The 20,832-nt window shown below is 42.8% G+C and carries 14 protein-coding genes and 3 pseudogenes; 9 read left to right on the forward strand and 8 right to left on the reverse strand.

What is annotated here, in order from left to right; genetic code table 11:
• The first annotated feature begins 63 nt into the window (after positions 1 to 63).
• The 5 genes from MHB46_RS01270 to MHB46_RS01290 all read left to right on the forward strand — a co-directional run bounded on the left by MHB46_RS01270 (position 64) and on the right by MHB46_RS01290 (position 5,149).
• Entirely contained in the window at positions 64 to 1,101 is a 1,038-nt protein-coding gene (locus MHB46_RS01270) for an aldo/keto reductase (protein ID WP_061828332.1), read from the forward strand.
• 100 nt (positions 1,102 to 1,201) lie between these two features.
• Positions 1,202 to 1,774: a TetR/AcrR family transcriptional regulator gene (locus MHB46_RS01275; RefSeq protein WP_165176836.1), complete on the forward strand. Its 573-nt coding sequence runs from the start codon at positions 1,202 to 1,204 to the stop codon at positions 1,772 to 1,774.
• Positions 1,775 to 2,085: 311 nt separating this feature from the next.
• The gene (locus MHB46_RS01280; RefSeq protein WP_341161346.1) at positions 2,086 to 2,838 is read left to right on the forward strand and encodes an SDR family NAD(P)-dependent oxidoreductase; all 753 of its coding nucleotides are present in this window, start codon (positions 2,086 to 2,088) and stop codon (positions 2,836 to 2,838) included.
• 47 nt (positions 2,839 to 2,885) lie between these two features.
• The gene (locus MHB46_RS01285) at positions 2,886 to 3,971 is read left to right on the forward strand and encodes an alkene reductase (protein ID WP_341161347.1); all 1,086 of its coding nucleotides are present in this window, start codon (positions 2,886 to 2,888) and stop codon (positions 3,969 to 3,971) included.
• Between the two features lie 179 nt (positions 3,972 to 4,150).
• On the forward strand, positions 4,151 to 5,149 hold the full coding sequence (locus MHB46_RS01290; RefSeq protein ID WP_341161348.1) for an NADP-dependent oxidoreductase: 999 nt from the start codon (positions 4,151 to 4,153) through the stop codon (positions 5,147 to 5,149).
• A gap of 253 nt (positions 5,150 to 5,402) precedes the next feature.
• Here the strand turns inward: MHB46_RS01290 and MHB46_RS01295 are convergent, their stop codons facing one another.
• Both MHB46_RS01295 and uxuA read right to left on the reverse strand, forming a co-directional pair.
• Entirely contained in the window at positions 5,403 to 7,010 is a 1,608-nt protein-coding gene (locus tag MHB46_RS01295) for a mannitol dehydrogenase family protein (RefSeq protein WP_341161349.1), read from the reverse strand.
• A complete protein-coding gene (gene uxuA, locus MHB46_RS01300; RefSeq protein ID WP_341161350.1) occupies positions 7,011 to 8,087 on the reverse strand; it encodes a mannonate dehydratase in 1,077 nt (358 codons plus the stop codon).
• 162 nt (positions 8,088 to 8,249) lie between these two features.
• On the opposite strand from uxuA, the gene MHB46_RS01305 reads away from it, so the two are divergent.
• The 4 genes from MHB46_RS01305 (at position 8,250) to ppsA (ending at position 13,538) form a co-directional block, all read left to right on the forward strand.
• Positions 8,250 to 8,903, forward strand: a complete 654-nt coding sequence (locus MHB46_RS01305; protein WP_341161351.1) for a GntR family transcriptional regulator — start codon at positions 8,250 to 8,252, stop codon at positions 8,901 to 8,903.
• Positions 8,904 to 9,128: 225 nt separating this feature from the next.
• Positions 9,129 to 9,971: a helix-turn-helix transcriptional regulator gene (locus MHB46_RS01310; protein WP_341161352.1), complete on the forward strand. Its 843-nt coding sequence runs from the start codon at positions 9,129 to 9,131 to the stop codon at positions 9,969 to 9,971.
• 62 nt (positions 9,972 to 10,033) lie between these two features.
• Positions 10,034 to 10,411, forward strand: coding sequence for a VOC family protein (locus MHB46_RS01315; protein WP_025722804.1), 378 nt, complete (start codon positions 10,034 to 10,036; stop codon positions 10,409 to 10,411).
• Between the two features lie 514 nt (positions 10,412 to 10,925).
• Positions 10,926 to 13,538 (forward strand): phosphoenolpyruvate synthase, encoded by a 2,613-nt coding sequence (gene ppsA / locus MHB46_RS01320; protein WP_341161353.1) that lies wholly within the window; start codon positions 10,926 to 10,928, stop codon positions 13,536 to 13,538.
• A gap of 196 nt (positions 13,539 to 13,734) precedes the next feature.
• Here the strand turns inward: ppsA and MHB46_RS01325 are convergent.
• The 6 genes and pseudogenes from MHB46_RS01325 to MHB46_RS01350 all read right to left on the reverse strand — a co-directional run.
• Positions 13,735 to 13,858 (reverse strand): annotated as a pseudogene (locus tag MHB46_RS01325) (LLM class flavin-dependent oxidoreductase); the annotation flags it as partial.
• A 189-nt stretch (positions 13,859 to 14,047) separates the two neighbouring features.
• On the reverse strand, positions 14,048 to 16,213 hold the full coding sequence (locus tag MHB46_RS01330) for an amidase (protein WP_341161354.1): 2,166 nt from the start codon (positions 16,211 to 16,213) through the stop codon (positions 14,048 to 14,050).
• A gap of 1,062 nt (positions 16,214 to 17,275) precedes the next feature.
• A pseudogene (locus tag MHB46_RS01335) lies at positions 17,276 to 17,719 on the reverse strand (tyrosine-type recombinase/integrase); the annotation flags it as partial.
• A 426-nt stretch (positions 17,720 to 18,145) separates the two neighbouring features.
• Positions 18,146 to 19,353: pseudogene (locus MHB46_RS01340) on the reverse strand (IS5 family transposase); the annotation flags it as partial.
• 288 nt (positions 19,354 to 19,641) lie between these two features.
• Positions 19,642 to 19,962: a short-chain dehydrogenase gene (locus MHB46_RS01345; RefSeq protein WP_023988770.1), complete on the reverse strand. Its 321-nt coding sequence runs from the start codon at positions 19,960 to 19,962 to the stop codon at positions 19,642 to 19,644.
• 129 nt (positions 19,963 to 20,091) lie between these two features.
• Positions 20,092 to 20,814, reverse strand: a complete 723-nt coding sequence (locus MHB46_RS01350) for a thioesterase II family protein (RefSeq protein ID WP_023988771.1) — start codon at positions 20,812 to 20,814, stop codon at positions 20,092 to 20,094.
• Positions 20,815 to 20,832: the final 18 nt, after the last annotated feature.

The following is a 20,832-nucleotide window of genomic DNA, read 5'->3' on the forward strand; positions in this document are numbered from 1 at the left end:
CTCTTCTACGAATATTAGAACGATCATTCTAATTATAGCAGATGGAGAAGGGATGGATTGAACATGGAATATCGTGTATTAGGAAATACAGGCCTTAAAATAAGCAGTTTTGTATTAGGTACGGGTACTTTTGGTTTTTGGGGCAACAATACGGAGAAAGAAGCTGCAGTCATGTTAGATGAGGCTTTGGCTGGAGGCATTAATCTGATCGATACAGCGGATGTCTATTCAAGTGGTCAATCCGAAGAAATTCTGGGTCACATCCTAAAAGGACGCAGACAGGATGTTATTCTGGCCACGAAAGGCGGAATGCCCATGGGCAGTGGGCTTAATCAATCCGGTAACTCAAAATATTGGATTAAGCGTGCAGTAGAGGGAAGCTTGAGAAGGTTGCAAACGGACTATATCGATTTGTATCAACTACATCAGCCAGATCTCCATACTGACATTGAAGAGAGTCTTGATGCACTTACGGACCTGGTTCGTGAAGGGAAGATTCGCTATATTGGTACATCCAATTTTCAGGCATGGCAAGTGACCGAAGCACAATGGACTAGCGAACGCAAAAATACCGCACGATTTGTATCCGAGCAAGCCCCGTATTCCATATTGAATCGAAGCATCGAATTCGATTTGCTTGCTGCAACCGCAAAATACGGAATGGGCGTAATGGTTTGGAGCCCACTTTCGGGTGGTCTACTAACGGGAAAATACCGCTCGGGAGAAGCTGTTGCCCCAGATTCAAGAGCAGCAAGTTCTCTAGGGAAACTTTCAACTGTTGTAGATCCGAATCGAGAAGAAAATCGCATCAAGTTCGAAGCCGTTGCTAAGCTCCAAACCCTTGCAAATGAAGCAGGATTAACTTTGCCACATCTTGCCATGGCATTTACACAAGCTCATTCGTCAGTTACTTCTGCTATAGTGGGGGCAAGAACAATTGAGCAACTTCGTGAAACGTTAAAAGGCAGCGACATCCGATTAAGCACTGATATCCTGGATGCGATAGATGCTATCGTTCCGCCAGGAGTAACCCTGGATGCTCTGGAAAAAGGATGGACGCCTGATTGGTTACAAGCAGACAAACGAAGAATCCTGGGTTAAATATATAGATAGACCTCATACCTGTAATGTATTCACTTTTTTTAAATCTAGTTTGCCGATCCTTCACTACATTGTATAATGATTATTCGAGGTGATGACGATGGCAAGATCAAAAGAATTTGAAGTTAATGAAGTATTAGATAAAGCAATACACCTGTTTTGGGCACAAGGATATGAGAAAACTTCAATGCAAGATTTAGTTGAGTTTATGGGCATTCACCGAAGAAGTATCTATGATACCTTTGGAGATAAGCATGCCTTATTTATGAAAGCTCTCGAAAGATATGAAACGAAGCAGACCAGCAAAATGAGGTTTCTGATTGAAAAACAAAAACCGATCAAAGAATTAATTCGGGAGTTGTTTGAGGCGACAGTAAGAAATGAAGGAGAACCTCTAGGGTGTTTTCTCGTGAATTCAGGCGTGGAACTCGGCGTGTTGGATCCTGAAGTTGCATCCTTAGTTGATGAGAGTTATTCGCGAACTGAGGAACTCTTGACTAACCTTGTTCTGAAGGGTCAACAATCGGGTGAGTTCAAGGCTGACTTGGATCCTGTAGTTATTTCTCATTATTTAATGAATGCGTGGTTAGGGCTACGTACGTTGGTTAAGACAACAACGGATCAGCAAAAATTAAAGAATATTATTGATATGACACTGACCGCTTTAGATTAAAAGTGGAATTACAGCATGACAGGCAAAAGGAGTCACCTAAATGGAGGACTGTTTGTTTCCGTGATACAAGTTTTTTCTTGTCCCTCTAATGAAAGAAAGAACTTGTATCTTATGCCTCAAACAAGTCAAGGAATACCGCTCCAAAATTAAAATTTTAGTCATAAAAAAATTCTTTACTGTTCGTTCTAAAATTGATATGCTAATAGCAAGTTAGATCTAACTGTTTTTTTTACTCTAATAAGAATGATCATTCTAAAATCGTCTTTAAAACTCATTTACACTAATCTGCATGTTATGAAGGAGAGAATATTATGAAGTATACAGTTATTACAGGAGCAAGTTCAGGGATTGGATATGAAACGGCATTGGCGTTTGCTGCACGTGGCAAAAACTTAATCTTGGTAGCTAGAAGATTGGATAAATTAGAAGAACTCAAATCAGCAATTCTGGATATGGATCCTACTATAAATGTTATTGTTCGTACAAGTGACCTATCTGTTACAGACCAGGCCTACACACTATATAACAATTTAAAGGAATACCAAATTGAGACCTGGATTAACAATGCGGGGCTCGGTGAAGCTTCTTTTGTAGCAGAACAGAATTTAGATAAAGTTGAAACTATGCTACGTGTTAACATTGAAACCTTGACGATCCTTTCTACACTATATGTACGAGATTATGCTGATGTAGAAGGAACTCAGTTAATTAACGTCTCATCCGCACTCGGATATGCCATTGCTGTTGGGAGTGTTGCTTATTCTGCATCTAAATATTACGTTAGTGCCTTCACAGAAGGCCTTGCAAAAGAACTAGAAATGAAAGGTGCAAAACTAAAAGCAAAGGTTTTAGCACCAGCTATAACGGAAACGGAATTCGTGAAGACATCATTAGATACTGAAGAATTTGATTACAAAGCAAACATGCCTAAGTACCACACTGCCAAACAAATGGCGGGCTTCATGGTGAATCTTTATGATAACAACGAAGTGGTAGGTATTGTAGACCAGAACTATGATTTCAACCTGAGAGGCCAAATCTATCCAATCATTTCAGAATTTTAAATTCAATTCATATATCCTTGAATACATTAGAAGAGGAGAGTATCCGAATGAAAAAGTTGTGGAGTAAAACAAACATTGGAACAATGGAATTACCTCATCGTTTAGCCATGGCACCAATGACACGTAGTAGATCGCAAGAAGATGGTACACCGGGAGAGCTAACTTCCCTTTATTATGCTCAGCGTGCATCAATGGGACTCATTATTACGGAGGGTACACAACCTTCTGATGATGGCCAAGGGTACTTATGGACACCTGGGATTTATACGGATAAACATATTGAGGGATGGAAAAAGGTGACCGATGCAGTGCACGAAGCAGGTGGATATATGTATATTCAGTTAATGCATGCTGGTCGCATGTCGCACCCTGATAATACACCACATCATCGCCAACCTGTTGCGCCATCTGCAATCGCGCCCGGTGTAGAAATGTTTACTGCTAAAGGTATGCAGGACATCCCCGTTCCTCGTGAGTTAAGTAAAAAGGACATACAAACTACCATTGCGGATTTCCGCAAAGCAGCAGCAGCGGCTATCAAAGCAGGCGCGGATGGCGTTGAAATTCATGGAGCCAATGGTTATCTGATTAATCAATTTATCGGAGAAAACTCGAATATACGGACAGACGAATATGGGGGATCTATAGAAAATCGTGCTCGCTTCGCGATTGAAGTAACCAAAGCCATCGTCGAAGAAATTGGAGCTGATAGAACAGGCTTCCGTATTTCGCCAGGGACACCTCTTGGTGGGATTCAGGATGGTGAACAAGGCCCTGAACTTTATCGCTACCTTGTAACGGAATTAGCTCAATTGGATTTAGCTTACCTTCATGTTATGCATCTTGGAAATGAAAAGCTGCTCCAAGACATTCGCTCAATCTGGACGAATCCATTGTTAGTCAATCGTGCTGGACGAGCTCTGGAAGATCTTAGCTTGGATATAGAAAGTGGCCTTGCTGATTTGGTGCCTGTTGGTGTATGGTCATTAGCCAATCCAGATTTAGTGGAACGGCTTCAAAAAGGTGCGCAACTAAATGAAGCAGATCCGTCAACATTCTTTGGTTTGGGAAGTAAAGGTTACACGGATTATCCTACGATGGAAGAATTAGAATCGCAAGAGGGTCTACAATAACATAAAGGCTGAAACATGGCGTACAACTGAAAATTGTGCGCCACGTTTTTAGTCTAAGATGTTTGATGTTTTCAAAAAAACGCATTTAGTAAAAAATGGTATAGCGAGCGGGTCAACCTAAAAACTCGATTGCGTTCATGGCTATGCTATCTCCAAATTAACAAAGGAAGAGGATGAATATGAGAGCAGCACAAGTACAGAAATATTCAAAAATAATCCATGTGGAATTAAATGATGTAAACATACCACAGATCAATAGCCATGAGGTACTTGTCAAAGTAAAAGCTGCAGGTGTAAATCCACTGGACATTCTTAATCTGAATGGCAGTGTTCGGATGATTGCCGACTATAAGTTGCCATTAACTTTAGGGAATGAACTATCTGGGGTTATTGAAGCTGTTGGTGATGATGTTTTGAATTTTAAGGTTGGTGACCCTGTTTATACGAGGTTGCCGCTTAATAAAATCGGTGCTTTTGCTGAGTATGCGGCCGTAAATGAAGATGCTTTATCCATCATGCCTGAAAATCTATCTTTTATTGAAGCTGCTGCTGTACCCCTTACTGCCTTGACTGCTTATCAAGCATTGCACGATGTACTCCATGTCCAGCCGAATAAAAAGCTATTCATTCCTGGAGGAACCGGAGGATTTGGCGCTATGGCAATCCCCATTGCCAAATCACTGGGACTATTTGTTATTACAAGTGGAAGTGAAAGAGGCAGATCACGTATACTGTCGATCGGGGCTGATCAATTCATAAATTATAAGGCAGAGAATTATGCTAACATACTGTCCGATATCGATTATGTGATCGACACCTTGGGTACCAAAGAGATCAAAGCTGAACTGGGTATTTTAAAACCACAAGGGAAATTGGTATCATTGAAAGCCGGACCTAATTATCGCTTTGCGGTTGACAATCATTTTCCAATGTGGAAAAAAGCATTGTTCGGTCTAGTGGGTGCTCGCTTAGATTCTTTAGCACGCAAGAATCAAAATGAATATCGCTTTTTATTTGTGCAAGCCAATGGAAGTCAATTACAAAAAATCACTAAACTTGTTGAAAAAGAAAATATCAAGCCCTCTATAGATTCAATTTATACGTTTGATGACATTAACAAAGCGTTGATTAAAGTGTCAACGGGCCACTCCCAAGGCAAAGTGATTGTGACCTTCTAAGTAATATTACATTTTTTCATGATACTAGAATGTTTATTCTACTATTTGTTTCTAAAACGTGCATTCTAGCGAGTTAAAAAACGGTATTCGCGGGTGAAGCAACCCGGGATTTGATATTACTTTGCGAACCCAAAAAAGGGGAGAAGAACAGATGATTAGTCATGTGGAATTTGATTATTTAAAGAATTGGTTCTCATTAATGCAATCCCCCTGACTAAAGTTTCTGGCAGGGGGGATTGCATTAATGTAAGTTCTAGTTCACATACTTCTCTATCGTGCTTCGGACTGCTCCGGGACCTGCCAGCATTTCATGAAACATGGCTTCAATCTTGTCGCCCAGACCAATTTCATATAATCGGACACCGAACAGTTTGTCATCCTCGAGGAGGCAGCGAACCTCGGAGGTCTGATCGCCCAGCTTCGTATTCTGCAAATATCCCTGCAACGTATCCAGTAACGGGTCCGGACTGAGTGTGAAGGGTTCTCCTTGATCATCCACTCCCAGCAAATAGCGACACCAGATCGCAATGGTCAAGGGGATAGCAGTCAAGTTCGTAGGATCAAGCCCTGCTGTGCTAGCATAAGACTTTATGGTTTCCCCAAAACGGATGCTCATCTTTTGAGACGTATCTGTTGCAATCCGCTGTGGCGTATCCGGAATATAGGGATTGGCGAAGCGTTCCTGCAATACCTCGTCAATAAATGGTTTCGGTTCGATAATTCCGGGATCAATTACAACAGGTAAGCCTTCCTTGTAGCCGATGGTTTCCACCAGACGACGTAATGTCTGATCCTTCATTTCATCTGCGATGAGCTCGTACCCAAGCAGACACCCAGCGAGGGCCAGCGCTGTATGCAGTGGATTGAGACAGGTAGTGACTTTCATCTTCTCCACTTTGTCCACCGTATCCCGATTCGTGAAGATGATGCCAGCTTCCTCCAGTGCAGGTCTCCCGTTCGTAAACTTGTCTTCAATGACCAAATACTCGCTAACCTCAGCATTGACAAAGGGAGCCGTATACGTATGCCTGGAGGTAACGATCATCTCCATGTCAGCTAACCCCAGCTTCCGAAGAGCAGACTGTACTTGCAAGGAAGGGCGGGGGGTGATTTTGTCAATCATGGTCAAGGGGAAGGTTATTTTCTCCTCATTCTGCAGATAGTCTGCAAATCCTTCCTCTACCAGGCCTCTGCGAGCCCACTCCTTGGCGATGGCAATCATACTATCCTTTAACAGATCGCCGTTATGGGAGCAATTATCCATGCTCACAAAGGTCATTGGATGCCGCCCCCTCAGATAACGCCGATAGGCAAGCGAAGTAGCCAGGCTCATCACATGCATCGGCTGTTCAGGACCATTCGTCAAATCCCTCTGGACAACAGCCAGATACTTGCCGTCGGGCCCGGTCAGGGCGTATCCTTTTTCCGTGACAGTAAAGCTGGCCATCTGCAGGGACGGATTCTCAAATATTTCAATCAGACGGAGGTAGTCGTCTGGACGATTTTGCTCTGCTGCGAGTCCCTCAACAATGCTTGCGACCACGCTCTTGTGAAATCTTCCGTCTGCACTCATCAACACCAGTAAGGTTAGATTGTCGTAAGGCTTATAAGCTTTGTCGATCATTTCAAAGTCAAAGGCTTCGGCCGCAATAATACCTGTATCCGCTTTCAAGTTATTCAGCAGTTGTTGCTGCGCATTGGCTATCAACCCACGAAAAATATTGCCTGCGCCGAAATGCACCCATTGTGGTCTAACTCGGGTGTTATTGGCTACAAGCTCCAGATCATATTTTGGCAGTTCAATGCCTGCTGCTCGCCAGGCCGCTTTGTCTGAAAGGCCTTTCCAGTCAAGTTGGAGCATTTATTTCACTCCTTTGCCTTGAGAGAGACTATCCCAGACACCAAGCAAGTACATAACCCCCAGTGCACGGTCATACAAACCGTAGCCAGGTCGACAATTCTTTTCTTCCCCCCATAGATGTCTGCCGTGATCCGGGCGTACATATCCCTGATAGACGTTCTCGTGATAAGCTCTAACTACTTCCGGTACATCGACGCTTCCGTCCTTCCCGCGGTGTGACACTTCAATAAAGTCGCCATTCTCAAACACCTTGACATTACGAATATGCGCAAAATGAATACGATCATGAAACTCTCGAATCATGGTTGGCAAATCATTCTCAGGATTGCTCCCCAGTGAGCCTGTGCAGAAGGTCAGACCATTATATGGGCTGTTCACTGCATCTAGGATGCGCTGGATGGTCTCACGACTACGGACAATTCTCGGCAATCCGAAGATGGGCCATGCCGGATCATCAGGATGAATGGCCATCTTGATGTCAACCTCCTCGCAGACCGGGATGATGCGCTCAAGAAAATACTTCAGGTTGTCAAACAACTTGTTTTCTGTGACATCCGCATAAGCAGCAAAAAGTTCATCCAGTCTCGCCAACCGTTCCGGTTCCCAGCCAGGCATGGTGAACTTCCCAGCTCCCTTGAGAATCCGATCCACCATTTGGCGGGGATCATCGGTAATGGCAGCCTTTTCATAAAAGAGGGCATTGGACCCGTCAGGCAGTTCTTTGTACAGCTCTGTTCTGGTCCAGTCAAAGACAGGCATAAAGTTATAGCAAATCACCTTAACTCCCACTTTGGCTAATTTTCGAATGGTGTCGATATAAATGTCAATATATTGATCGCGGGATGGTAGGCCGATTTTGATATCATCGTGGACATTTACACTTTCTACGACCGCCGTACTAAAGCCCTTGCTCGTAATCTGATCAGCAACCTCCTGAATTCGCTCCATTTCCCATACTTCACCGGCTACCTTATCATGTAAAGACCAGACAATGCCCATAACTCCCGGAATTTGCCGGATATGATCCAGTGTAATATTGTCGTTGCCTTCCCCATACCATCTCCAGGTCATATTCATAACGATACCTCCCTGATTATATTTCATCTGTCTTGTATACAAGATTGAGTTGATCATAAATTATAGGGTTTGTTCTTGTCAATGATAATCTCAGAGGAGTCCGTCACCTCAAAATGCTTTATAATAAGTCTACTAGATTTATAAAGTGAAGGTAGGAATGATATGTTTACAAAAGAAGAAATCATGCAACTGTTGAAAAAAGATATTTTGTCACTGACCTTAAAGCCGGGTACTCTTCTCAGCGAGACGACTTTGTCAGAACGCTTCCAGCTGTCCAGAACTCCGCTACGCGATGTATTGAAGTGGCTTGCGCTTGAGTCCTACATTGATATTTATCCCAAGAAGGGGAACATTGTGTCCTATATTGATCTGGAGTCCGTTGAACAAATTATTTACTTAAGAAGCGCATTGGAAAAGGAGATTATGAAGGAGCTTTCATCGCAAATTGCATTAAGCGATGTACAGAAGCTGAGCGATATTCTGGACAGACAGAGAGCTGTGATTGAAGAAGATCATGCTACGGATCAATTTCTCAGTTTGGATGATCAGTTCCACCAAACCATGTTCCAATTGGTGGGGCGGGGGTTTCTTTGGCATCTCATTCAGCAGTCGAATGTTCACTATATCAGATATCGCAAGCTGCATATGCTGGAAACAGGGAAGCTAATGGGCATCTGGCATGAGCACCAAGCTATGCTTGAATCCATGCTGAATAAGGAAACAACTAAAATGGATGATCTGGTTCATCATCATCTCAGAGAGGATATCCATTCGCTCGATTTTCTTCGGAAGTTCGCTGATTATATCAAGAAATAAGGCAGCTAGCTCAAATTAACATGTACAGGAGTTTTCGTCCTTGTATACATGTCAGGTGAAATCCTCCTTGAATACACTCAAAGAATAATGTGACAGCTTAATCAAATTTATTGTAAATAGGACTGCAGACTCTCCTAGGAACCAACTATGATGTAACTTAAAAAGAGGCCAGATACCTGAAAATGCTTGATATTACTAGTTAAACTCGATTAAGGAGGGATCTAGATGACTCATTCATTCCATCCCGTCCACTCTCCCAAAGTGCAACCGGAGCTACAACAGCCATGGTATAACTGTCGGGAGTATCCACCGAGTCCTCAATTGGAATCACATGTGGCTTCCTTTTGGACAATGGATTATCGTCCTGTTCCAGACAAGCTTTGGCATCGAGTTATACCGGATGGCTGTGTCGATATTGTCGTGAATCTTCTTTCTCCATTCAGCCGAAAGGCTGCCTACGTTGTGGGTCCTACAACTCGATCAGAATTACTGCAGTTCTCTGAACCTCGTTCACTATTTGGTATTCGGATATATTCGGAATCAGCTCGTTCTATTCTTAAGACACCTCTTTCGGCGTTTAAGGGACAGCGTATCTACTTGGATGATGTATTGGGTTTAGAAGAAATGTATTGGGTAGAAGAAATCTTATCAGCCACTACGATCTCCGAAATTCTTGCGGTTGCTGAACATCATTTGGTCCGAATGCTGGCGACTAGCGATATGGCAATTCCTCCACTTGTGTATCAAAGCTTGCAGATTATTTATGGCCGAAAAGGGAATTTATCCGTAACGAATTTGGCCAATCAAGTTCACTTTAGTGAACGGCATCTTAGAAGGGTATTTGATCAGGAGCTGGGCTTAAGTCCGAAGGAGATGCTTGGAATAATCCGGTTTCAAAGCACGCTGCAAGATTTTTTTCAGGGCGGTTATTCCAGTTTAGTGGATCTTTCGCTCAAATACGGCTATTATGATGAGTCACATTTTACCAATACATTTAAGCAATATTATGGATTGTCTCTTAAAAGCTTGATAAGTAAGAGACGAAAGAGTCCGATTTTTCCTATTTAACAGTCTATATGATCGATACAATGGAGGTGAATAATCATACCACTGGATAGGAGTTGTGAAGCATGGCAGTTAAGTTAAAAAGATTATCGATTTTCGTAAAAGAGATGAAGAGGTCCTTGGATTTTTATCGGACATTAGGCTTAGAAATACCGGAAAGGGCAAATGAAGAACATCATATAGAAGTAGCATACAACGATGTTATTCTTTCTTTTGATACTTGGGAATCGGCACAGATGATTCTAGGCGATCAGCAGAAGCCTGCCGGTTATCGGATGGAGATCGCTTTCCAGTTTGACAGTAAGGAAGCGCTGGATGAATCGTATAGCCGATTGACAGTACAGGGATATGAGGGGCATTTTGAACCGAACGATACACCTTGGGGCGAGCGTTATGCGATCATAAAAGACCCTGATGGCAATTTGATCAGTTTGGTCGCTTGATTTGGTTTAAAATTACGGTAGCCGCACACAACGATCGGCTGCCGTTTTTTCAATTAACGGGCAAATAGTTCGAACAAATTTAAAAAATACTCTTTTCTTTTGACTCAACAAAGGGGTAACGTGATGAAGTTGAGAAGTAACGGAAAAAATATAAGAGGTTCACTATACGTGCTTCGTTCGCTGAACTAACGGGCAGGTTAGCTCAATAAGAACCTGACGCCACTTCAGGATTTCTTTAGGCTGCATAGAACCGATATGGAACTATGCAGTAACTGAGTTCAGCCCGAGCCACGGTTTTTGATTTGACTAATGATAGTGGAAAATCAAAAAAGAACCTGGATAGTTTTATCAGGTTCTTTTTTATTGCCTATAAAACAGACACGATGATATAATTAGATTGTGATTTCTTAATTCGAGTGGTCATAAATAACACATCTTACAATTTAACTTTACCATGCCGCTAAACTCTTGTCAAATGTTTTTTTCTCAATTTAATAGTTAGGAGAGATATTGAATGAGTCCTTTGGTTCTCGGTTTTCAGGAAATGGAAAAAACGCAGTTTTTGCTCGTTGGCGGAAAAGGGTTGAATTTAGGGGAATTATCAAAAATTGAAGGAATACATGTACCAGAAGGATTTTGTGTTACAACAGTGGGGTATCAAAAAGCCATCGAACAAAAAGAAACGTATTATGCATTGTTGGATCGACTAACAAGGCTAAAAGCAGAAGATCGTGCTCAAATTGGTGAAATCAGCAGGCAGATTCGACAAATCATTATGGAAGTAGAAGTTCCTGCCGATGTTGTGGAAGCAGTTACTCACTATCTCTCCCGGTTTGGAGAAGAACATGCTTACGCAGTGCGTTCCAGTGCGACTGCTGAAGATTTGCCACATGCCTCTTTTGCTGGTCAACAAGAGACCTATTTAAATATCATCGGCAAAGAAGCAATCTTGCAGCATATCAGCAAATGTTGGGCTTCCCTATTTACGGATCGCGCGGTTATCTATCGTATGCAAAATGGATTTGACCACAGTCAAGTTTATTTATCCGTTATCGTTCAAAGGATGGTTTTCCCGCAGGCTTCAGGAATTTTATTTACCGCTGATCCGATTACATCCAACCGGAAGCTGCTATCAATCGATGCTAGTTTTGGACTTGGAGAAGCATTGGTCTCTGGCTTGGTCTCTGCCGATTGTTATAAAGTACAGGAAGAGGCAATCGTCGATAAGATGATAGGAACCAAAAAATTGGCTATCTATGGACGAAAAGAAGGCGGAACAGAGACAAAGCAGATCGAGCCTGATCAGCAAAAGACTCAAACCCTTACTGAACAACAAATTTTGCAACTGGCACGTATCGGAAGACATATCGAGGCTCATTTTGGTTGCCCACAAGATATCGAATGGTGTTTGGCCAATGATACTTTTTATATTGTCCAGAGTCGTCCAATCACGACTTTATACCCGATCCCTGAAGCAAATGATCAGGAAAATCACGTTTATGTATCTGTCGGTCATCAACAAATGATGACTGACCCGATAAAACCATTGGGATTGTCTTTTTACCTGTTAATAACTCCTGCACCCATGCGTATAGCCGGTGGAAGGTTGTTTGTTGATGTTACACAAATGCTGGCTTCACCTGTCAGCAGAGAAACTTTCTTAAATACCCTGGGACAATCTGATCCGCTCATAAAAGACGCATTTATGACCCTAATAGAGCGAGATTTTATAAAATCGTTACCAGATGATAGAACAGAACGGAGTCCCGGTAATAGCAGTAAAGGTAGGTCGTCTGCAGGTTTTCAATCACAAATCGAAAACGATCCGGCAATCGTTTCTGATTTGATTAAGAACAGTCAAACATCGATAGAAAAATTAAAACAAAACATCCAAACGAAATCAGGAGCAGATTTATTTGATTTTATACTGGAAGATCTCCAAGAATTAAAGAAGATCTTATTTGACCCACAAAGTTCAAAGGTTTTTATGACTGCTATGAATGCTTCGTCATGGATCAATGAAAAAATGTACGAGTGGTTAGGTGAAAAAAACGCAGCAGATACGCTTTCTCAATCTGTACCAAACAACATTACTTCGGAAATGGGTCTGGCGCTATTGGATGTCGCAGATGCGATTCGTCCTTATCCGGAGGTAATTGATTATTTAAAACATGTAAAAGATGATAATTTTTTGGATGAACTGGTTAAGTTGGATGGTGGACAGGAAACTCAAGACGCTATCTATGCTTATCTCAACAAATACGGAATGCGATGTGCCGGTGAAATCGATATTTCGAGAACTCGTTGGAGTGAAAAACCAATTATACTTGTCCCCATGATTCTCAGTAATATCAAAAACTTTGAGCCTAATGCTGGCAATTGGAAATTTGAGCAGGGGCGACAGGAGGCTTTGAAAAAAGAACAAGAGTTATTAGATCGATTGAAGCAATTACCGGATGGTGAACAAAAAGCCAAAGAAACAAAACGAATGATCGATCTGATCAGGAATTTCATCGGTTATCGTGAATATCCCAAATACGGCATGGTTAATCGCTACTTCGTTTATAAGCAGGCTTTACTAAAAGAAGCCGAACAACTCGTACAAGCTGGTGTTATTCACGAGAAAGAAGATATATACGATCTCACTTTTGAAGAACTTCACGAAGTCGTACGCACAAATAAACTGGATTATCAGATCATCCGTAAACGAAAAGACGATTATAAATTATATGAAAAACTAACTCCCCCGCGTGTAATCACGTCTGATGGTGAAATCATTGCGGGTGAGTACAAACGAGAAAATCTCCCAGCCGAAGCGATTGTAGGTCTGCCTGTTTCTACCGGAGTTATAGAGGGACGAGCACGTGTCATCTTAAACATGGAAGATGCTGATCTGGAAGATGGAGATATATTAGTCACCGCCTTTACTGACCCCAGCTGGACACCATTGTTTGTATCCATAAAAGGCCTAGTCACCGAAGTTGGTGGACTGATGACTCATGGAGCCGTTATCGCACGTGAATATGGCTTACCCGCAGTTGTCGGAGTGGAGAATGCTACCAAACTGATAAAAGATGGGCAACGAATTCGTGTGCATGGAACAGAAGGGTATATCGAAATATTGTAATGGCTGAATGCGCTAAGTAATAGCCTCTGTCATAATGGACAGTATTAAATGCAACCTGTCATGGATAAAAGGGCGGTTACCCTGTTCGTCCTTTTATCCATGACACAAAATGATTTATACATAGCTGACCCGATAATCTAAATCTCTTGTCCTTACGGCAATAGGTACAAGTCCTTGTCCTCGACAGTATCAGGTGTTAAATACCCAAGTGTGCCCTCAGAGTCGAACCTGCATATTCGCTTCTGAACAAGCCTCTTTCAACCAACAAATCCGTCAATAGCCCCAGCCTCAAACCGCTCAAAAATATCGTTCAATACGTCAAGTTATTTGGTGATAGCTTACAGCCCGCTCCCTTCAAATACCAATTATATGGAAGCGGGATTGCAACAGCAATAGGAATTAGGATATTACACTCTATCCCGTCGCTCAGGCTAGCTGCAGCGATAGCTTTTCTAATGATAATCTTACGGTCAGGGAACCCACAATTATAGTCAGTTCTATGATGTCCTTTATCGTTGGGGTAAATTGACAGACTTGACTTGAGCAGAGGTATTTCCGTAAATATCCTTGGCCAGCACGAGAATATGCAGCGTATCAGCTTGGGAGGCACCATCCTGTTTGTATTTAGTAGTTGGAAGCGTTGCTGACCAATTGGCTTTATCTTCTGTAATAACGACACGAATGCCATTGACATAAACTTTAAGCTGCGCGATATCACTTTGATCTGTGACTGAACCTTCCAAAGCGAGAACATCATCCGTGATCGAAGCATTCAACTTAAGTACAGGGGTTCCTGTTTCCTTGCGTTTAAAGGGTGGGAGAGTGGTTTGCGGGTTATAGGAAAAGGTTTCATCCTCAAGCGCTGGCGTACGTGCTGCAATAGGACGGTTTTTGGTCGCCTGCTCATAGGAATAAGCGTAACGAAGCAGGTCATTATCGCTGTATGCGGCACCTGCCATCGTCAGATTAACGGGCATACCGGTATCCTTCATAGCGCCCATACTCACAGACACACTTGGGATCCCGTACTCGCGTAGAATGAAATTCGTATTGGAGAAATAGTTGCCATTCTCCCAAGCCTCCTCGTAGGACGTTTCATTCACATCGGAGTCAGCTTTGCCGATATTCGAATTTGCCGGGAATGCAATAAAATCAAGGTTGTTTTGCTTCATCCAATCTTCAAAATCAATCTTTCGTACATTTTCAAGCCCCCTCAGACCTTCCTGAAACTGAGGAATTTGTTCGTAAGGGGTGACGCCTTTCTTTATGGTTTCAATGAATACGTCATAGTGGCCAAGGTCTCTGCCACGTTTGGCATCTACCGAACCGGGCGGATTCGGGAAGACGGTTGCAGGGTCGATATTTGCCCATGACGGGAAATTTGGATCGCCCACACTTTTAAGGAATTCCTCAGCTGCATAAGGATTAAGCAACCCGAATTCCTTTTCAGCCCACTTTGCCGGCATCAAACCACGCTCTTCAGGTGTTTTCGCTGTTGGCCGGTCCTTCTCACTATTCGCCTGCAAGGGGAAGTCAACTTCCACAACCTCAGCTCCAAGAGCAGTTAAATCCTTTACAGCTTTTTCCCATAATGCCTGTATCGAAGGTCTGAATTTGATCGGAGTTGTGGTTTCATGGTCCTTACCGATATAAATTTTCGGAACGCCAATGCGTTTGCCTTTCAAAGCTTGAATGTCTCGCAGCTCTAAATAGGATTTGGGACGGACACTGTTGACAGAAGGGAGCCGAACGGCTTTCTGCTCTCGCCAGAAATCGCCCTTGGTGATCTTATCTTCTACAACGATCACGTCAAGCAAGCGGAGCATGTCCTCGACAGTCCTCGTATGTGGGACAACGACATCACGTATAGGGAAGAGCGGCCAATTCCCCCGAATGGAGATTAGGCCCCGCGATGGCGTGTAGGCAATTAAACCATTGTTAGATGCTGGTGATCTTCCAGAGGATACCGTTTCTTCCCCCATACCGAAGGCAGCGAGGTTGGCGGCTGTTGATACGCCAGATCCGTTAGAGGAGCCAGAGTACCAGGCTGCAGCCAAATAATCTGGGTTGTACGGACTTTCAGCACGGCCATAAACGCCTCTTTGCATTCCCCCTGCTGCCATTGGCGGCATATTGGTTTTACCAATGAGCACCCCACCGGATTTGCGTATCTTTTCTACTGTAAAGGCATCGTCCTTTGCCATCAGGTTTTTGAAAGCCGGAGATCCAGAAGCGACAGTGAGTCCCTTAACCTTGTAGCTGTCTTTAACCGTGTAGGGGATGCCTTGCAGAGGACCAGTCTTAATACCTTGTGCCCTTAGTTGATCAGCTTGAGCAGCTTCTTTTAGTACGTCGGGGTTCAGAATAGGGATGGAATTCAGTCGAATGCCACTAGAATCATAGGCATATACCCGGTTAAGGTACAGAGCAGTGAGCTCGACACTTGACAGTGCCCCTGACTTCATCGCTTCCTGCATTTGAGCAATCGTAGCCTCTTGCAATTGAAATGTAACTAGGGAAGAGGAGGGTTCACTAGTTTTACTAGAGGATGAGGGTGAAGGAGCGGCGGATGCAAGCGGGCATCCCGTGAAAGTTAAAATCATACCAACTGTGATCCATTTGCAATAGTTACCGATTACATTCCTTGTATTCGCTTTTAGCGTTCGTGCGCACATAGCATTTCACTCCTTAAATTAGGTAGGATCAGGAATTTAAAAAGAGGGGGATGAGAAAGGTCCTATTACAGTATAAATGTTTCTAATTATATTACTTATTTTCATATGAAATGTCAATTTTTGTAATGAGAAACACAAGGGAATTCGCTACTTTTAATGTGAAATCTAGTAATTGTGCCTTCACTGTATCATCGTGCGATAGGGGGTACTTCAGCTTTGACTTTAGATTTTCAAACCTTTATCACAAACATTTCTGTATTGGAGGAGATTATTGGCATATACACGCTGCCAATCTCAAAATCCCGAATGACTGCCCCAAGCCGCCACTATGGGCTACATCGCCGTGTAAGAAGCAAAAGATGAAAGAATACTGCAGGAAAATATTGATCCAGCATTAGCTCTTCAAAAGCATTGTGGGTTATTTTACAGTCATGAAACGAGGCGATGAACAAAATAAATGGATTAACATTGATATATTTGGACTTAATGATCAAAAACCAGCTTCTCCAATTTGATAAAAATTTCTGAATTAGTTGAGGCAATTTACATAAGTATCTTAAGATGATTCTTCAGGTTAATAACTTAAGTCCATACAAAGGATAAAGAGCTGCACAAACATTACTACAGCTTGTCCAGCTTGTTCAATTCACCTAACTGGTTGTGGATAGTTGCTATTATTAATATGATAAAAGGGGTTATATGTGTATGACATCAAATAGAATATAGTAACCTGGAGGTATTATACAGCTTTTATATACATATGTACAAAATACGGGTTTTGTGAAGATGTCTTAGAAAACCCGTATAGCAACGCGGGTATCCCTATGAATGTGTACATTGACACAAAATCCCCTACTAAAATGACACAAAGTTCCCTACTTTAGTAGTTAAATCATACTTTTGAGTGACTTAGTTCTTTTTCTTCAAGCGAATGAGGTAATTTTTTTTATTTATCAAGCTAAGTAGGTAACTTTGTGTCACTCACCCAGTCAAGTAGGTAACTTTGTGTCATTCTCCCAGTCAGGTAGGCAATTTAGTGTCACTTACTTGACGCGCTCTACATTACTTATCCATATTATTGACTGCCTTCCTCATTTCCTCATCTGTTAAATGTGTATAGATCATGGTTGTTTGTATTGAGGAATGTCCTAATTGGTTTTTCAATCTAGGCACATCATTGTTCTCTAAATGATAGCGCGTTGCAAATGAATGTCTTAGAGAATGCACGGTTAATGCTGGTTTTCCAAAAGCTGAAGCATACTTTTCGATTAGTTTTTCAATAGATCGCTGCGTTAAACGTCGGCTTTTTCCTTTACGACCTATGGAAGCTGCAATAAACAAAAAGCTTTCGTTTTTTTCTGGGATATATCTGGATTCTCTAATCTGCAGATAATTTTCTAAATCTAGTAACGCTTGCTTGCTGAAATACACGTATTGTTCTTTATTGCCTTTTCGTATAACACGCACCAAAGCTTTGTTCATATCTAAATCTTCAATGTTGTTACCCAAAGAAAACTCTCTCAGCCCCACTAGTCCATAGCAAGGATAAATATAACCATCACCATCAATATATAATCTTAAATGATTTGCACACTGGTTAATTGGATTTTCTGGAATTGTGTTCCAAAAATTGCTTGTTTCACTTTTAATCGGATATATCGTAATGTCCATTGAATTAACAGATTCATAACTGAGAAACCCGTATTCCCGTAAAGTTGAAATCGAACCAATAATTCCGATTGGTCGGCGTAAATTTATTAATAATCTCATAAAGTCTTTAATTGATGTTAACTTTGCTAATACAAAGAGATTGTCTGTAGTTACTCCAACTGATGAGAGCAGCGAATCATCGCAAAGTGATTTTAGGTGAGTGTAGTTATGAAATAGCTCGACTATATCTAAGGTTATTGAAAATGCGAAACCATTATTAATACGACCCAACTGCGGTCCGCTTAAGCGAATTCCCTCTTTGCAGAAGCGCAAGTTGTCGCGGGTTCGATAGATCTGGTCGGCCAGCACCGCTTTGGGATAATAACCAAATCTGGCGCGGTAACGCTCTACGGCGTCCTGCAATGTCTGCCCTTCGTTGTAGCTATCCCACAACAGATGCTCGCGGAAAGCGTAGCCGTTCACCACGCTAATCGCCAGCTTCTCTCCGAACTCGACGTTTGCCCTGGCTTTGCCGCGCACGATCGGTCTGACATGTGGCTGTGCGATACTGACAATCCGATCCGATATGCTGTGTGTCCGCTTGTCATACATCGTTTGCTGCTGACGATAAAGCTCTTGAATGACCAGCAGTTCCTTGTACAAACGCCGCGGCAGGCCGCTCGTCATATCGGCGAGTTCGGCGATCATGCGCAGATCACGGGAAACGAACCTGAGCTGCTTGCCGATCGCTTTTCGTATCGCGCGCGGCTTCACGCGCCGCTGCTTGGCAACCGCCAGATAGGCTTTGCGGGCACGCTCTCGGTATGTTCTGGGCTTGCGGGTCTTTCCACGTTCCGGTTCGTGCAGGATGTCGATGATCTTCTCCAGCTTTTCTCTGGCCTGATTCAGTAACGACAAATCCGTCGGGTAGGCGATATCCGCCGGCGCGCAGGTAGCGTCCAGCAGCAGTTCGCCCTCGTTCGTCAGTTCCATCTGCTGTGGCTGCGTTTCTGAAGGCTTACCGGACGCTGCGTCAGTTCCGCTGCCAGGTTCATCGTCGTCCGATGAATCATCCGACACTTGCGCGCTTCTTCCAGAGCGATCCATTCATTCACTTCATCCAGAATTTCGCCACCCAATCGCTTGCGGAAATGCGTCATGAGAGAATGATGAAACGGACGGCGGTACCGATATTCCGGCAGACCGAGGAAGTACTGCAGATACGGGTTCTCCAGAATCTGACGAAGTGTCTCCCGATCATCGGTGCCAAGCCGCTCCAGGATGATGAGTGCGCCGAGCGCGATACGGATCGAAACGGCTTTTTGGCCCTTGAGGCTTTTCTTGAAGTTTTTCGCATACTTCTCTTCGAGCATCCACCACGGAATCATCTGGGCCAGCAGCACCCAGCGGTTATCTTCTGCGAGCTTTCCGCCGAACGGCAGAAAAAAGTCGACGGGCAGGTTCATCTGGTTCTCGGTTCGCTGATACAATCCTGACGCCTCCAAGTGCACGGTTTTTCACGGGGCTGCCCCGTTTTCCTTCGACATAAGAGGCCCTAAACCCTTGTGCCTGTTGGAGTTTTGATTCGTTCAGCAAGCCCTAGGTAAACCGTGTCCTATGGGCATCGGCGCACGTGTTTAGACTCCGATGCCGCGAGGCTCATTGTCAAGGCGAATACGTTGTTTACATGTCTTCGATGTACACGCCCTTGATAATCAAGGATTTTCTAAAAGCGAGTTGAGATAATTAACGAAAATATACGCTAAGTATTAAACGGATTAATGACCCTTTGGCGGCTCAAACATCATATTGTTTAACTGGTTCACAAAAATACCTTCGTTCGGGCCCGGGTTGTTTCGAAATACTTTCGCTTCTTCCACTAGAACCTCGTCCGCATCCGTACCAAGTACCTTCATCGTTTCATCAATGAATGATGCTAGTAGCATAGAGCTCGGATCGTTATTGAAATACGTTTGAACCCCTGGCGGCGCAATTTCCAGGATTTTCACCGATGTGTCTTTAAGCATGTACCGTTGGGATAGCGTATAGGAATGGAGCGCTGCTTTCGTCGTAATACAGAAACATGAAAATAATTCCAATAGGACGTAGGTTCTACTTTCTTGAAATTTTTGATTAGACTGGAAAGAGGCTAAGTCTACAGGTCATTAAAGTCAACCTAAAAACTTAGCCTCTTGATTTCATATTAAATTTTAAATAAACTTCAGTCTTCACATACCATTGTCTGCAAAGTCGATGAGACTACTATTTATTATTGCTGCTACATCCTTTTTGTAATCGTGTATAAAAAAATGATCCCCGTCAAACATATGAATTTTACAACTTTTGGACGTATAATCATGCCATTTTGCAACGTCAAAAATAGTGGCTCCCTTTTCTCTTTTTCCCCACAATACACTTATATCGCAGTCAAGCTTAGCGTTTTTTTCAATGTGCCTGTATGTGTCAGTAATTCTAAAATCCTCTCTGAGTATCGGTAAAAACAACTCCATTAATTCATTGCTTTTCAGAACCTCTTTGGGCGTGCCTCCCAGCTTAAATACCTCATCCACAAACTCCTTATCCGGCAAATCATAGAGTACCTTCTTCTTACTTACAAAACCCGGAGGATATCTGCCGGAAATAAACATATGGACAGGATATGGATGTCCGAGCTCCTTTATTCTATAGGCAAGTTCATATACAAGTACACTGCCCATACTGTGGCCAAACAACGCATAAGGTTGTTCTTCAAGGTTGCTTATGATAATACGGTGTATATCTTCAAGCGCTTCCTCAACACTTCCGTAAAACGGTTCACCAATCCTGCTGCCTCTTCCCGCAAGCTCAATCGGGAAAAGCTCAATCCTATCATGCAAGTATTGTTCCCAATATTTATATACTGCTGCAGAACCTCCTGCATACGGCAGACAAAACAATTTAATCTTATCCATTATATCTACCCCTTATAT

The sequence above is a fragment of the Paenibacillus sp. FSL H7-0703 genome (assembly GCF_038003485.1).
GTDB lineage: Bacteria > Bacillota > Bacilli > Paenibacillales > Paenibacillaceae > Paenibacillus > Paenibacillus polymyxa_B.

Excerpts from the sequence above, each read along its gene's own strand:
- MHB46_RS01350 (WP_023988771.1), bottom strand. The coding sequence starts at position 20,814 with ATGGATAAGATTAAATTGTTTTGTCTGCCGTATGCAGGAGGTTCTGCA.
- MHB46_RS01275 (WP_165176836.1), top strand. The coding sequence starts at position 1,202 with ATGGCAAGATCAAAAGAATTTGAAGTTAATGAAGTATTAGATAAAGCA.
- MHB46_RS01290 (WP_341161348.1), top strand. The coding sequence starts at position 4,151 with ATGAGAGCAGCACAAGTACAGAAATATTCAAAAATAATCCATGTGGAA.
- MHB46_RS01280 (WP_341161346.1), top strand. The coding sequence starts at position 2,086 with ATGAAGTATACAGTTATTACAGGAGCAAGTTCAGGGATTGGATATGAA.
- ppsA (WP_341161353.1), top strand. The coding sequence starts at position 10,926 with ATGAGTCCTTTGGTTCTCGGTTTTCAGGAAATGGAAAAAACGCAGTTT.
- MHB46_RS01285 (WP_341161347.1), top strand. The coding sequence starts at position 2,886 with ATGAAAAAGTTGTGGAGTAAAACAAACATTGGAACAATGGAATTACCT.
- MHB46_RS01330 (WP_341161354.1), bottom strand. The coding sequence starts at position 16,213 with ATGTGCGCACGAACGCTAAAAGCGAATACAAGGAATGTAATCGGTAAC.
- MHB46_RS01305 (WP_341161351.1), top strand. The coding sequence starts at position 8,250 with ATGTTTACAAAAGAAGAAATCATGCAACTGTTGAAAAAAGATATTTTG.
- MHB46_RS01295 (WP_341161349.1), bottom strand. The coding sequence starts at position 7,010 with ATGCTCCAACTTGACTGGAAAGGCCTTTCAGACAAAGCGGCCTGGCGA.
- MHB46_RS01310 (WP_341161352.1), top strand. The coding sequence starts at position 9,129 with ATGACTCATTCATTCCATCCCGTCCACTCTCCCAAAGTGCAACCGGAG.
- MHB46_RS01270 (WP_061828332.1), top strand. The coding sequence starts at position 64 with ATGGAATATCGTGTATTAGGAAATACAGGCCTTAAAATAAGCAGTTTT.
- MHB46_RS01315 (WP_025722804.1), top strand. The coding sequence starts at position 10,034 with ATGGCAGTTAAGTTAAAAAGATTATCGATTTTCGTAAAAGAGATGAAG.
- uxuA (WP_341161350.1), bottom strand. The coding sequence starts at position 8,087 with ATGAATATGACCTGGAGATGGTATGGGGAAGGCAACGACAATATTACA.